This window comes from Streptomyces sp. NPDC014801 (assembly GCF_043082085.1).
Classification (GTDB): domain Bacteria; phylum Actinomycetota; class Actinomycetes; order Streptomycetales; family Streptomycetaceae; genus Streptomyces.
This window is the reverse complement of the sequence record NZ_JBIBXG010000019.1, coordinates 131,619-144,055: the sequence shown is the minus strand read 5'-3', so window position 1 is coordinate 144,055 and position 12,437 is coordinate 131,619. Positions and strand designations below refer to the sequence as shown.

Here is a 12,437-nt window from a genome sequence, read left to right as displayed (position 1 = left end):
GGCCCCCGTCGAATCCCTGATGCCCCTGCGCCTGGCCCGCTACGGAGTCCCCCTCTCCGAAACAGCCCCCGCCGGCCTCGCAGCAGCAGGCATCGGCAGCGGCGCCGACACAGGAGCCGCAGTCGGAGTCGGTACCGGAGCCGGAGCCGGAGCCGGAGCCGGTGCCGATGCGGGTTCCGGTGCCGAGGGCCCGGTCCGCGTACCGCCCGAGCGCGCCGCGGACGAGCGCGCCGCCTTCCTGCTGCCGCGGGCCGTGCTCCCGGCTTCCCTGACCGAGGCGGTACGGCGGGGCCGCCGCGGCGAAGGGGACCTGCGGCTCGCCCCGCCCGAGCCGCCGGCCGTCCCCGAGCCGGACGAGGAGGAGCCCGCGGAGCCCGAGTCGCCGTTGCGGCCCGGGGAGACGGCGGAGGCGGCCGCCGAGCGGTTCGCGGACGCCTACCACGCGTTCGTCGCCCAGTTCGGGGTCGCGCCCACCACCGCCCAGTGGGCGTTCTGGCTCCACGACACCTACGGCCTGTCCACGACCGAGGGGAAGCCGTTCCCGGACGCCCCCCTGGGCCCTGTGCTCCAGGTCCTGCGGCAGCGCCACGGTGGCTCCGCCGATCCGGCACCGACCGCATCCCCCGCCCCGGCCGAGGTGGCCCGCTAGCTCACAGGTCCGCCGCGTGGTCCGGGACGTAGGTCCGCAGCTCGCGCGGCGGGCGTACATAGCCGGTGGACCGCGGGCGCTCCGGGAGTTCCAGCACCGGCGGCGGCACGTCGTGGTACGGCACCGAGTCGAGCAGGTGGGCGATCATGTTCAGCCGCGCCCGGCGCTTGTCGTCGCTCTCGACGACGTACCAGGGCGCTTCCGGGATGTCGGTGTGCACCATCATCTCGTCCTTGGCCCGCGAGTACGCCTCCCAGTGGGTGATCGACTCCAGGTCCATGGGAGACAGCTTCCAGCGGCGCAGCGGATCCTCCATCCGGCGGCGGAAGCGGTCCTGCTGCTCGGTGTCGCTCACCGAGAACCAGTACTTGCGCAGCAGGATGCCGTCCTCCACCAGCATGCGCTCGAAGATCGGGCACTGGTGCAGGAAGCGCTGGTGCTCCTCCGGGGTGCAGAAGCCCATCACGTGCTCCACGCCGGCCCGGTTGTACCAGGACCGGTCGAACAGGACGATCTCCCCGGCGGCCGGGAGATGCTCGACGTACCGCTGGAAGTACCACTGGGTGCGCTGGCGCTCGGTCGGCTTGGGCAGGGCCGCGATCCGGGCGACACGCGGGTTGAGATGCTCGGAGACCCGCTTGATGGTGCCGCCCTTCCCGGCCGCGTCGCGCCCCTCGAAGACGACCACCAGCCGGGCGCCCTCGGCCCTCACCCACTCCTGCAGCCTCACCAGCTCGGTCTGCAGCCGCAGCAGCTCCCGTTCGTACGTGCCGCGCGGCACCTTCTTCGCCTGCTTGCCGCCCATGCCGCCCGCCTTCCTGGTCCGTCCTCGCCCGGTCCCGGACGCGCCGGGAGCCGCTGCCGTGAACGCTCGCAGTGTAGGCACCGGGGCGCTGATCGACACGGTGATCAAGCGGCCGGACCGCGGCTCACGGCTTGGCTCACGGCGGAGGGGCGTTCGCAACCGCCTTGTGCGGTCGCTAGGTTGGCGGCATGCAACCCGAGTCCCTGCTGTCGTGTCTGCGTCGCGAACTGCTCGCCTTCCGGGACTGCCTCTCAGGTGATCTGTCGGCGCCGGTGGAGCACTGCGGCGACTGGACGCTCAGGGAGCTGGCGGAGCACCTGGGCGCGTCGAACCTCTGGGCCGCCGTCGCCGTGACCGAGGGCCGCGGCGACCACGCACCACCGGCGGCGCCCCGTGAGCGGGCCGCCCTGGCCGGATGGTTCGAGGACACGTGCGCGACCCTGCTCGCGGCGCTGGACACCGACCCGGCCGCGCCGGCCTGGACCTTCCACCCGCCGCACACCGTCGGGTTCTGGCGGCGCCGCCGCTGCCTGGAGGCGCTGGTCCACCGCTGGGACGCCGAGCACGCGCTCGGCAGGGCCCGGCCGCTCGACCCGGAACTCGCCGGTGAGGGCGTGGCCGAGGTCTTCGACACGATGGCCCCGCGGCAGGTGGCGCGCGGGCGGGCCCGGCCGCCGGAGCGCGCGCTGCGGCTGACGGCGACCGACACGGGCGGCTCGTGGACGTACGGCCCGGGGGCACCCGTGGCCACGCTCGCCGCGCCCGCGCAGGAGCTGCTGCTCCTGCTGTGGGGGCGCAGGCCGCTGGACGGCACCGCCTTCGCCTGGGACGGCGACGAGCGCGCCGGCCGCCGCGTGCTGCGCGGCCCGCTGACGCCCTGAGAGCGGGGGAGCGGGGCGGAGGAGCGGGGCGACGGGGGACCGCCGGGGCGCGCGGCCCGTGAGAGCGAGGGGGCCGCGCGCCGGCGAGCGCGGGTGCGGGGCGGCCTGCGGGAGCGGGGTGCGGGGCGCCGTCCGGGAGCGGAGCGCCGCGGCGCCGCACGAGAGCGGGGTCGCGGCGCCGTACAGCGGCGTGCGCGGTGCCGTCGGGCGGGTGCGTGGCGCCGGCGCCGGCGATGACAGGATCGGCCGTATGGACATGGATCGAGCGGAACGGCCCGTCGCCCTGGTCACGGGGTCCACCTCCGGCATCGGGGAGGCCGTCGCGCGGAGGCTGGCGGCGGACGGCATGCGGGTCGTGGTGCACTCGCGCCGCAGTACGCGGGCGGGGGAGGCGCTGGCGGCCGAGCTCGGCGGGACGTACCTGCGCGCGGACCTGGCGGTGGAGGACGAGGCCCGCGGCCTGGCCGAGGCGGCGCTCGACCGGTACGGGCGGCTGGACGTCCTGGTGAACAACGCCGGGATCAGCCGGCCCATCCCGCACCACGACCTGGCCGCGGCGGCGCCCGCGGAGTGGCGTGAGGTGCTCGAGGTGAACCTGATCGCGCCCTGGGTGCTGTGCACGGCGGCGCTGCCGGCACTGCGCGAGGCGCCCGGCGGGGGCAGCGTCGTGAACATCACCAGCCACGCCGGCGTGCGTCCCAAGGGCTCCTCGGTGCCGTACGCGGCGAGCAAGGCCGCGCTGAACCACGTGACCCGGCTGCTCGCGGCGGCCCTCGCCCCCGGCGTCCGGGTCAACGCGGTGGCACCGGGCCTCGTGGACACCCCGATGACCGAGGACTGGACCGACGCGCAGCGGCTGTGGCGGGAGCGGGCCCCCATGCGCCGCCCGGCCCGCCCCGCCGACGTGGCGGACCTGGTGGCGTCGGTGGTCGCGCACGGCTATCTCACCGGCGAGGTCATCATGCTCGACGGCGGCCTGAACCTGACCTGAGGCGCCCTCACATGGCAAGTACGCCTTGACAGTTGCCGAACTGTCAAGGCGTACTTGCCCCATGGCTCTCCCCGATCTGGACGACCTCATCGCGGAAGTGGACCGGACCTGCGCCACCGCGCACCGCCCCGGCGACCGGGAACAGCCGGACTGGCTAGCCCTGTTGACGACCGCCGCCGACATAGCGGGCCGACTCCAGGCACTGGCCGACGACCTGGTCGAGGACTACGTCGAGCACTGCCGGATGCACGGCAGTTCGTGGACGGACATCGGCGCGGCCCTCGGCGTCACCCGCCAGGCCGTCCAGCAGCGCTTCCACGCCCCGCACAAGCGCTACGGCCCCGACACCATGACCGAGGACCTGCGCCGGGCCATGGTCCACGTCAAGCAGGCCGCGGTGCACCACCACAACAACTACATCGGCACCGAGCACCTCCTGTTCGGCCTCACCGCCGAGCCCAACAGCGCCACCCGCCTGCTGGAGTCCGCCGGCGTCCCCGCCCGCCCCCTCCACGAGGCCGTCGGCGCCCGCCTGCGCACCGGCGCCTCCGAGGCTGCCGAACGGATCGCCTGGACGCCCTACTCCCGCAAGGCGATGGCCACCGCCGAAGCCCGCGCCCAGCAGCGCGGCTCGGCCCGCATCGACTGCGCCGACCTCTTGGTGGGCCTCGCCCGCCTGGGCCGCGGCACAGCCGCCACCGTCCTCACCGAGTCAGGCACAGACCTGACCACCCTCGGCACCGAACCCCCGGAGAACCCCTGATGACCCCACCCGACAACGACGCCGGCGTGACGACGAGCGGCGAGGGGGACCAGGCCCGCAAGGTCGTGCGGGTCGGTTCGCGGCCGCGGGCGGCCATGGCGCCCGTGGTGCAGGCGGCTGCCGGGGTGGGGGCCGTCGTGGTGGGGCCGCGGGGGCTGCTGCTCGGGCGGCATCGTCGGGGGACGATCGAGTTGCCCGGGGGGACCGTCGAGCCGGGGGAGTCGTTGCAGGAGACCGTCGTGCGGGAGCTTCGGGAGGAGACCGGGCTGCGGGCCGATCCGGCCGACGTCCGCCTGCTGGGCATGCTGCTCGACCGGGTCGGCGACGTCGTCCGCATCACGTTCGGCGCGCTCGTCACCCGGTGGCGCGGTGAGCCGCCCGACCAGCCCGGCGAGAGCGTCGGCGACTGGGGCTGGTGGCCGCTGGACGCGCTGCCCTCGGGCCTGTTCGAGTGCAGCGCCCAGATCCTCACCGCCTGGCGGCCCGACCTGCCCATCGACCATCCGCCCGCCCACTTCACGCCGTTCGCCGGGCCGGACGCAGCCGGGCCGGAAGCCGCCTGGCCGGACCCCGCCGGGCCGGACCCCGCCCGTCAGGACGGGAAGTAGTCGCTCAGCACGCAGCCGTCGACCAGGGCCTTCTCCGTGCGGTGCCCGCTCGGCGCGGAGAAGTCCGGGTCGCAGGTCAGGAAGGCGAGCCCGGACTGGGACAGGGCCTGCACCTGGTCGTCGCCCACGGGCACGACCGCGTAGTTCCGCCCGACGGCGAAGCGGTCGTTGCTCTTCTTCGCCGCGGTCTGGAACGCCCGCATGTCCGAGATCAGCAGCAGGGCGATCGGGTGCTCGAGGTCCTTGCAGACCGCGCGTTCCTTGATGCCCCAGGAGGGGTCCGACGCCTCCTGCGCGCCCCACGCGGCGTCCGAGCCGTCGTGGGCGGCGTCGTACTGCGGGCCCGGCTGAACCTCCTTGCAGGACGTGAACAGGTCGACGTGGCGGGCGAGGGCGTCCATGTCGGACGCCTCGGGCAGCTCACCGCCGAAGCCCTGCTCGGTCGCACGGCCGCCACCGGAGCCCGCCGTGCCGTCGCCGTCCGAGCTCACCGTGCCGTCGCCGTCCGAGCCGGCCGTGCCCGTCGCTCCCGCGGTGGCGGCCGGGGCGGCCGAGCCGCCTCCGGCGGGACCCGTGGGTGTGCCGCCCGTCGCGGCCGAGGTGCCGTCGCCGCCGCATCCCGCCGTCGCCGTCAGCGCCACGAGCGTGGCGGCCACCGCGAGTGCTCGCTTGAAATGCATGGTGTCCGTTCTCTTGTCGGTGACATGATCGACATGACCCTAGCGGAGCGAACGGCCCACCCGCGGCCGCGCGTTCACGCACTCGGCGCCTCCCCGCGCGAGCCGTCCGACGGGGCCCGTCGTCCCCGTACGACCCGGCACGGTAGCGTGCCGATCATGGAGGACTGGAAGCTGCGCCCCGCATCGGTGGCCGACGTCGAGGCGATCGCCGAACTGAAGGCGGTCGTGATGAAGCCCGATCTGGAACGGCTCGGGCGCTACGACGAGCAGCGCGTGCGGCAGCGGCTGCGCGACCGGTTCGAGCCGGCGCACACATGGATCATCGAGGTGGACGGTGCCTTCGCCGGCTGCGTGGCGATGCGGCCGGCCGAGGACGCCCACTGGCTGGAGCACTTCTACCTCGACCCCGCTCTGCACGGCCGGGGCATCGGCTCCGGCGTCCTGCGCGAACTGCTGGACCGGTCCGACCGCGCGGGCGTCCCCGTCCGGCTGATCGTCGTCCAGGGCAGCGCCGCCCGGCGGCTCTACGAACGGCACGGATTCACCTGGGAGGACGAGGACCCGGTGGACGTCGTCATGCTGCGCCCGCCGTCCCCGGCCCCGGCCTGACCGGACGTCCCGGCCCCTGCCGGTGCGCACGACCCGCCCGCACCCCCACCCGGCTGCGCCCCCGCGGCCGCCCCGGGGCACTAGGGTCCGTCCCATGACCGAAGACTCCCTGCGCTCCGTCACCGTCGAGCGAACCGGCACCGGCCATTTCACCGCGACGAACGCCCGCGGCGGGACGATCAGCTTCGCCACCGAGGGCGCCGCGTTCACCCCGGTCGAGCTGCTGCTCGCCGCGATCGGCGGCTGCACCGCGGTCGACGTGGACGTCGCCACCGCGCGTCACGCCGAACCGGACCGCTTCGTCGTCACCGTCACCGGCCACAAGGTCGCCGACGAGCAGGGCAACCGGCTCACCGACCTCGCCGTCACCTTCTCCGTCGCCTTCCCGGACGGCGAACCGGCCGAGCGTGCCCGCGCCATCCTGCCGCGCGCGGTGAAGGCCTCCCACGACCGCCTGTGCACGGTCAGCCGCACGGTGGAGATCGGCACGCCGGTCACCGCGACGATCCAGGAGCCGTGACCCGCGGCGAGCGATGAGTTTCTCCCGCGCCGCCGGTCGAAGAAGACGGACGGTGCGCCGGGCCCGACGCGACACCCGGCACGGCGCGCACCGACCCCACTGCCGAGCACCCGATACGAAGGAACGACCATGCGCACTCTGATCAGCACCGCCTTCATCTCCCTCGACGGCGTCGTGGAGGCCCCCGGCGGCGAGCCCGGCTACCGCAACTCCGGCTGGACCTTCAAGGAGGTCGAGTTCCTCCCGGAGGCGTACGCCCTCAAGGGCCAGGAGCAGAAGGAGGCCACCGCCATGCTGCTGGGCCGGGTCAGCTACCAGGCGTTCAGCCCGGTGTGGCCGGGCATGGCGGAGTTCGCCGACTACAAGGTGATGCCCAAGTACGTCGTCTCGACGACCCTCACCGAGGACGACCTGGTCTCCGACTGGGGCGAGACCACCATCCTGCGCTCGCTGGAGGAGGTCGCCGCGCTGAAGGAGACCGAGGGCGGCCCGATCATCATGCACGGCAGCGCCGCGCTGAACCGGAGCCTGTCGGACGCCGGCCTGATCGACCGCTACCACCTGCTCGTCTTCCCGCTGCTGCTCGGCGCGGGCAAGCGCCTGTTCAGCACCACGGACAAGGACGCCCAGAAGCTGCGGCTGGTCGAGCACGAGGTCTACGCCAACGGCCTGCAGAAGCAGATCTTCGACGTCGTCCGGTGACGGCAGAGCCGTACGACGCCGACGGGCCGCTCGGCCCGGCCAGCGCCCGGCGCAGCACCGCGCCGGGCGCCGCCGCGACCTGACGCCGCGACACCCGGTCCGACAGGATCGCCTGCGATCTTGTCAACGGGCCGGGCCCTGACCGCGCGCCGGCTGCTCGACGACCGAGGCGGGGAGTTGTGCGATGTGATCGTCTGCGCATAGGTTTCCGCCCCATGAACATGACACGGAGGGCGATCCTCAAGGGCATGGCCGCGGCGCCGTTCGCCGCCGCTGCGGGCAGCGCGCTGTTCCCGGCCGTCGCCGAGGCGGCCACCATCGACGCGAGCCAGTTCGGCCTCGCCTACCGGACCGGCAACAGCTACGGCGAGTACGCCGACCTCACCGCCGGCCTGGCCACCAAGCTCACCACCGTGGACGCCACGGCCGTCATCGCCGACGGCAACCGCAGCGCCACCCGTCTGACCAGCGCCCCCGGCACCGTCCAGGCGTTCGCCGCCGGCTTCACCTGGGAGAGCGGCGACCAGACGGTCGACTACTGGATCCCGCAGGGCGTCACCACCAGCGCCGACGCCTACGGCGACGGCCTGTACCCGTCGAACGGCTCCAAGCGCGTCGTCCTCGTCTCCTGGTACTTCGAGACCGACCCCGACGGCGACGGCGTCGACGAGTACCCCATCGACAAGGGCATTCGGCTGTCCTTCGTCGACAACACCAACGCCGCCGCCCCGGTCTACCGGCACGTCCTGCTGGTCGAGCCGGTCAAGACCTCCAGCGGCGCGTACTCCTTCAACCCGATCCGCCGGCACGCCGGCGGCATCATGTGGTACGGCAACCTGCTGTACATGGTCGACACCTACAAGGGCCTGCGGGTCTTCGACCTGAACACGCTGTTCAAGGTGGACACCGCCGAGAAGGACGTCTGTGGCCTGCACACCGACGGCAACTACTACGGCTACTCCTACCAGTACGTCCTGCCGCAGAGCGCCGCCTACGACAACACCGGCAAGTACGTGCGCTACAGCGCGATCGGCCTCGACCGCGCCAGCAGCCCCGACTCCCTGGTGGTCAGCGAGTACTCGGTGTCCGGCAGCGTCGACTACACCGACGGCACCTTCAGCGGCTCCGGCGTCGCCACCACCACGCCCAAGGTGGTCCGCTGGAACCTCGACTACACCAACCGGCAGATCTCCTCGCTCACCGCGTCCGAGGCCGTGACCGTCGCCCAGCAGAAGATCCAGGGCGTCGTCTCCCAGAACAGCAAGCACTACCTGTCGACCAGCAACGGCTCGTCCGCGGGATCGCTGCGCACCTTCACCTCCGGTGCCTCCACCGCGAGCACCGTGTGCAGCCTGTCCGTCGGCTGCGAGGACCTGAGCTTCCACAGCAGCGCCGCCACCGGCTGGGCGTACAGCGAGTCCGTGATCTGGAACCTCAGCGAGTACGCCGGCAAGCGGTACGTCTACGCCGTCCACGCCGACGGTTCGTGACCGCCTGATCCGCTCACGCTCCGGGGGTGGCGCCGTGCGCGCCACCCCGTCGGGGCGCCTTGCTCAGTGCACCGCCCGCTTCACCAGCTCGGCGATGCGCGCCTCGTCGGAGGCGGTCAGCCGCGTCAGGGCGTAGGCGGCCGGCCACATCGAGCCGTCGTCGAGCCGCGCCTGGTCGCTGAAGCCGAGCGTCGCGTACCGGGCCTTGAACTTCTCCGCGCTCTGGAAGAAACAGACCACCTTGCCGTCCTGGGCGTAGGCGGGCATGCCGTACCAGAGCTTCGGCGCGAGCTCGGGCGCGTTCTCCTTGACGAGCGCGTGGATCCGTTCGGCCATGACCCGGTCCGACTCCTGCATCTCGGCGATCTTCGCGACCACGGCCGCCTCGTCCTCCGCCGCCTTCGCGGCCTTGTTGCCGCGCCGCGCGGTCGCCTTGACCTCCTTGGCACGCTCCTTCATCGCGGCCCGCTCCTCGGCGGTGAACCCCTGCGAGGTCTCCTCGGACGTGGTGGACTTCCGTGCGTTCGTCATGGCGCGTCTCCAGTCTGCTGTGCGGGTGTCTGCTGTGCGGGTGTCTGCCGTGCGGGTGGTCGGTACATCTTCGCCTGTACGTAGGGGCACTGACGGTAGGTCAGCCCCAGGCGCCGGCGATCTGCCGGGTCGTCGCGTTGAGCCGGTTGAACAGGTTCGTCACGCCGATCATCAGCACGAGCGCGGCGAGCTGCTTCTCGTCGAAGTACGTGGCGGCCGTGTCCCAGATCCCGTCGTCCACCGCGTCGGGACGGTCGGCCAGCCGTGTCGCCGCCTCGGCCAGCGCGAGGGCCGCCCGCTCCTCGTCGGTGAAGTACGGCGCCTCCCGCCAGGCCGCGACCGTGGCCAGCCGCTCGTCGCTCACGCCCGCCTTGCGGGCCGTCTTGGCGCCACCGTCGACGCACGCGCTGCACCCGTTGATCTGGCTGATCCGCAGGTGCACCAGCTCCAGGATCTGCCCGTCCACCCCGCCGGAGTGCACGGCCTGGAACAACTGCTGGATGGGCTGCATGGCGCCGGGCAGGACGACGGCGGGGTTCTGCATCCGCGACTGCATCTTCTCGCTCCTCGGTCGGTGTTCCGTGCCCCGCTTCCGTCGGGGCGTGACTCCATGACAGCCGCACCGGCGCGCCCCGGCCACGACGATGGGACACCGTGGGACAGCCGGAACGGCCTTGACCAGCGTCGACCCGGGCCGACAGACTTCTGCCGCCACGGGACGCGACGGCGGGGGGAACGAGTGGACGTGCGCGATCGGGCGGCCCAGGCCGACCCGCAGCAGGAACTGGCCGAACGCCTGCGCCTGCTGCAGGACCTGTCCGGGCTCGGCGTGCGGGCCCTGGCCCGCGACACCGGCCTCAGCTCCTCCTCCCTGTCCCGCTACCTCAACGGGCAGACCGTGCCGCCGTGGCCCGCCGTGGTCGCCCTGTGCCGTCTCGTCAAGCGCGACCCGCGCCCCCTGCGTCCGCTGTGGGAGCGCACGGCCACCCCCTTGCCGGCGCCCCCGAAGAGCAGCCGCCAGGGCCGGCCCCGCCCCCGCAACGACCTGCCCCGCGACGTGCCCGACTTCACCGGGCGCGCCGAGCAGCTCGCCGCCGTGCTCGCCGCCGTCGACAGCCACCGCGCCGTCTCGGTCGACGGCATGGCCGGTGTCGGCAAGACCTGCCTCGCCGTGCACGCCGCCCACCGGCTCGCCGACGCCTTCCCCGACGCCCAGCTCTACGTCGACCTGCACGGCTTCACCGAGGGCCGGCCCCCGCTCGACGCGGACTCCGCGCTGCGCATGCTGCTCGGCGCGCTCGACGTGCCCTCCGAACGCGTCCCGCAGGAGGGTCTGGAGGCGCTGGCCGCCTGCTGGCGCTCCGAACTGGCCGACCGCCGGGTCGTCGTGGTCCTCGACAACGCCGCCGACGCCGAACAGGTCCGCCCGCTGCTGCCCGGCGCCGGGGACTCCGTCGCCCTGATCACCAGCCGCAACCGGCTCCTCGGCCTGGAGGAGGTGCCCCCGGTCTCCCTCGACGTGCTCAGCCCGCGCGAGAGCGCCGAACTGCTGGCCCGTGCCAGCGGCGACGACGGTCCCGACGGCCGGCTGGCCCGCGACCCGGAGTCCGCCGCGGAGGTGCTGCGGCGGTGCGGCCATCTGCCGCTGGCGCTGCGGCTGGCCGGGGCCCGGCTGCGGCACCGGCCGGGCTGGACCGTGGGCATCCTCGTGGAGCGGATGGCCGAGGGCGCGAGCGAGTTCGACACCGCCTTCGCCATGTCCGTACGGCAGCTCGACCGCGCCCAGGCCCGGCTGTTCCGCATGCTGGGCCTGCTGCCCGGGGAGTCCTTCGACGCGTACGTGGCGGCGGCGCTGGCCGATGTGCCGCTGCGCACCGCCCGGGCGATGCTGGAGGACCTGGTCGACGCCCACCTCGTCCAGCAGCCGGCGGCGGGCCGCTACCGGCTGCACGATCTGGTGCACCAGCACGCGCGCCGCGCCGCCGCCGAACAGGACCCGGCGGCCGAGCGGGAACGGGCACTGGGCCGGGTGCTCGACTACTACGTGCACGCGGCGGCCGCCGCCGACGCCGCGATGCCGTTCCTGTCACCCGGCCGCCCGGCCACCGTGGGCCCGCCCCCGGCCGCGCTGCCGCGGTTCACGGACAAGCACGCCGCCTTCGCCTGGCTCGTCTCGGAGTACGCCAACCTGATCGCCGTCTTCGAGACGGCGGCCGCGGTCGGCGCCGACGTCCACGTGTGCGAACTGCCGCGCTTCCTGCGGGCGTACTTCGCCCGCCGCTGCGGCACCACCCACCTCAACTTCCTCTTCGAACGCTCGCTGGCCGCCGCCGAGCGCCTGGGCGACCCGCTGCAACTCGCCGAGGCGCACAGCGACCTGGGCTTCGCCCGCTACAACGCGGGCCGGATGCCGGAGGCCGCCGACGCCTACGCCACCGCCGGCACCCTGGTGTCGGGGGCCGGGGACCGCCGCGCCGAGGCCGAACTCGCCCTGCGCCGCGGCTATCTGAGCTGGGACACGGGACGCGTCGAGGAGCCGCTGGAACTCTTCCGGCTGGCCGGGACCCTGTACGAACAGGCCGGCTTCCCGGCCGGCGCGGCCGACGCCGCCGCCGCGCAGGCCTGGGCGATGCTCCAGCTGGGGCACCGCCAGGAGGCGGCGCGCACGGCCCGCGAGGTTCTCGCCGTGCCGCACTCCGACCCCGCCTGGCCGCCGGCCCTGTCCGCCCGGATCACCCTCGGTGTGGCCGTCGCCGACGAGGCACCGGAGGAGGCGGCCGGGCACCTGGAGCATGCGCTCGCCGTCGCCCGCGCCGACGGGCACCTCAACAACCAGGCCTGGTGCCTGAACTGCCGGGGCGTCGCCCTGCGCCGCATGGGCCGCTACGAGGAGGCGCTGGCCAGCCACCGGGAGGCGTTCGCGCTGCTCGACGCGTTGTTCGAGGAGCACTGGAAGATCCACTTCCTCAACGGCTACGCCGAGACCTGCCGGCTCGCGGGCCTGCCCGAGGAGGCCCTGCGGCTGCACCGGCAGGCGCTGGAGCTGGCCCCGAGGCTCGGCAACCGCCACGAGGAGGCGCTGGCCCACGAGGGCGTCGCGGCCCTGCTGGAGGCGACGGACCCGGCGGCGGCCGCGGAACACCGCGCGGCGGGACAGGCCCTGCTGCGGGACCTGCCCGTCGGCTGAAGCGCGTCAGGTGGCTGAAGC

At 73.9% G+C, this 12,437-nt stretch carries 12 protein-coding genes and 2 pseudogenes; 10 read left to right on the top strand and 4 right to left on the bottom strand.

All coding sequences use genetic code 11. The features are described from left to right. Positions 1-649: pseudogene (locus tag ACF1AL_RS36710) on the top strand (hypothetical protein); the annotation flags it as partial. Position 650: 1 nt separating this feature from the next. Here the strand turns inward: ACF1AL_RS36710 and ppk2 are convergent. Next, positions 651-1,454, bottom strand: a complete 804-nt coding sequence (gene ppk2 / locus ACF1AL_RS36705) for a polyphosphate kinase 2 (RefSeq protein ID WP_386585076.1) — start codon at positions 1,452-1,454, stop codon at positions 651-653. 188 nt (positions 1,455-1,642) lie between these two features. On the opposite strand from ppk2, the gene ACF1AL_RS36700 reads away from it, so the two are divergent. The 4 genes and pseudogenes from ACF1AL_RS36700 to ACF1AL_RS36685 form a co-directional block, all read left to right on the top strand. Beyond that, positions 1,643-2,335: a maleylpyruvate isomerase family mycothiol-dependent enzyme gene (locus ACF1AL_RS36700; protein WP_391828636.1), complete on the top strand. Its 693-nt coding sequence runs from the start codon at positions 1,643-1,645 to the stop codon at positions 2,333-2,335. A gap of 250 nt (positions 2,336-2,585) precedes the next feature. Beyond that, a complete protein-coding gene (locus ACF1AL_RS36695; RefSeq protein WP_391707164.1) occupies positions 2,586-3,326 on the top strand; it encodes an SDR family NAD(P)-dependent oxidoreductase in 741 nt (246 codons plus the stop codon). Between the two features lie 61 nt (positions 3,327-3,387). Continuing rightward, the gene (locus tag ACF1AL_RS36690; protein WP_391707161.1) at positions 3,388-4,089 is read left to right on the top strand and encodes a Clp protease N-terminal domain-containing protein; all 702 of its coding nucleotides are present in this window, start codon (positions 3,388-3,390) and stop codon (positions 4,087-4,089) included. A 65-nt stretch (positions 4,090-4,154) separates the two neighbouring features. Next, positions 4,155-4,697, top strand: a pseudogene (locus ACF1AL_RS36685) (NUDIX domain-containing protein); the annotation flags it as partial. Here the strand turns inward: ACF1AL_RS36685 and ACF1AL_RS36680 are convergent. After that, the gene (locus ACF1AL_RS36680; RefSeq protein WP_391828634.1) at positions 4,682-5,377 is read right to left on the bottom strand and encodes a hypothetical protein; all 696 of its coding nucleotides are present in this window, start codon (positions 5,375-5,377) and stop codon (positions 4,682-4,684) included. The pseudogene ACF1AL_RS36685 and the gene ACF1AL_RS36680 overlap by 16 nt on opposite strands. A gap of 156 nt (positions 5,378-5,533) precedes the next feature. Between ACF1AL_RS36680 and ACF1AL_RS36675 the strand changes: the two genes are divergently transcribed. The 4 genes from ACF1AL_RS36675 to ACF1AL_RS36660 all read left to right on the top strand — a co-directional run bounded on the left by ACF1AL_RS36675 (position 5,534) and on the right by ACF1AL_RS36660 (position 8,698). Next, complete coding sequence (locus ACF1AL_RS36675; protein WP_384205396.1) at positions 5,534-5,986, top strand: GNAT family N-acetyltransferase; 453 nt, start codon at positions 5,534-5,536, stop codon at positions 5,984-5,986. Positions 5,987-6,080: 94 nt separating this feature from the next. Then, on the top strand, positions 6,081-6,506 hold the full coding sequence (locus ACF1AL_RS36670) for an OsmC family protein (protein WP_366841490.1): 426 nt from the start codon (positions 6,081-6,083) through the stop codon (positions 6,504-6,506). Positions 6,507-6,635: 129 nt separating this feature from the next. Continuing rightward, the gene (locus tag ACF1AL_RS36665) at positions 6,636-7,208 is read left to right on the top strand and encodes a dihydrofolate reductase family protein (RefSeq protein ID WP_384205393.1); all 573 of its coding nucleotides are present in this window, start codon (positions 6,636-6,638) and stop codon (positions 7,206-7,208) included. A gap of 215 nt (positions 7,209-7,423) precedes the next feature. Then, positions 7,424-8,698, top strand: a complete 1,275-nt coding sequence (locus tag ACF1AL_RS36660) for a hypothetical protein (RefSeq protein ID WP_384205391.1) — start codon at positions 7,424-7,426, stop codon at positions 8,696-8,698. Between the two features lie 63 nt (positions 8,699-8,761). Here the strand turns inward: ACF1AL_RS36660 and ACF1AL_RS36655 are convergent, their stop codons facing one another. Both ACF1AL_RS36655 and ACF1AL_RS36650 read right to left on the bottom strand, forming a co-directional pair. Beyond that, positions 8,762-9,229, bottom strand: a complete 468-nt coding sequence (locus ACF1AL_RS36655; RefSeq protein ID WP_391821897.1) for an iron chaperone — start codon at positions 9,227-9,229, stop codon at positions 8,762-8,764. Positions 9,230-9,329: 100 nt separating this feature from the next. Next, positions 9,330-9,785, bottom strand: a complete 456-nt coding sequence (locus ACF1AL_RS36650) for a carboxymuconolactone decarboxylase family protein (RefSeq protein WP_391828632.1) — start codon at positions 9,783-9,785, stop codon at positions 9,330-9,332. A gap of 189 nt (positions 9,786-9,974) precedes the next feature. On the opposite strand from ACF1AL_RS36650, the gene ACF1AL_RS36645 reads away from it, so the two are divergent. Next, the gene (locus ACF1AL_RS36645; RefSeq protein WP_391828630.1) at positions 9,975-12,416 is read left to right on the top strand and encodes an ATP-binding protein; all 2,442 of its coding nucleotides are present in this window, start codon (positions 9,975-9,977) and stop codon (positions 12,414-12,416) included. The last annotated feature ends 21 nt before the right edge of the window (positions 12,417-12,437 follow it).

What these genes read in the sequence shown, in the direction of transcription:
- ACF1AL_RS36700 (WP_391828636.1), top strand. Translation starts at nt 1,643, where the DNA reads ATGCAACCCGAGTCCCTGCTGTCGTGTCTGCGTCGCGAACTGCTCGCC.
- ACF1AL_RS36655 (WP_391821897.1), bottom strand. Translation starts at nt 9,229, where the DNA reads ATGACGAACGCACGGAAGTCCACCACGTCCGAGGAGACCTCGCAGGGG.
- ACF1AL_RS36690 (WP_391707161.1), top strand. Translation starts at nt 3,388, where the DNA reads ATGGCTCTCCCCGATCTGGACGACCTCATCGCGGAAGTGGACCGGACC.
- ACF1AL_RS36675 (WP_384205396.1), top strand. Translation starts at nt 5,534, where the DNA reads ATGGAGGACTGGAAGCTGCGCCCCGCATCGGTGGCCGACGTCGAGGCG.
- ACF1AL_RS36650 (WP_391828632.1), bottom strand. Translation starts at nt 9,785, where the DNA reads ATGCAGTCGCGGATGCAGAACCCCGCCGTCGTCCTGCCCGGCGCCATG.
- ppk2 (WP_386585076.1), bottom strand. Translation starts at nt 1,454, where the DNA reads ATGGGCGGCAAGCAGGCGAAGAAGGTGCCGCGCGGCACGTACGAACGG.
- ACF1AL_RS36660 (WP_384205391.1), top strand. Translation starts at nt 7,424, where the DNA reads ATGAACATGACACGGAGGGCGATCCTCAAGGGCATGGCCGCGGCGCCG.
- ACF1AL_RS36695 (WP_391707164.1), top strand. Translation starts at nt 2,586, where the DNA reads ATGGACATGGATCGAGCGGAACGGCCCGTCGCCCTGGTCACGGGGTCC.
- ACF1AL_RS36665 (WP_384205393.1), top strand. Translation starts at nt 6,636, where the DNA reads ATGCGCACTCTGATCAGCACCGCCTTCATCTCCCTCGACGGCGTCGTG.
- ACF1AL_RS36670 (WP_366841490.1), top strand. Translation starts at nt 6,081, where the DNA reads ATGACCGAAGACTCCCTGCGCTCCGTCACCGTCGAGCGAACCGGCACC.
- ACF1AL_RS36680 (WP_391828634.1), bottom strand. Translation starts at nt 5,377, where the DNA reads ATGCATTTCAAGCGAGCACTCGCGGTGGCCGCCACGCTCGTGGCGCTG.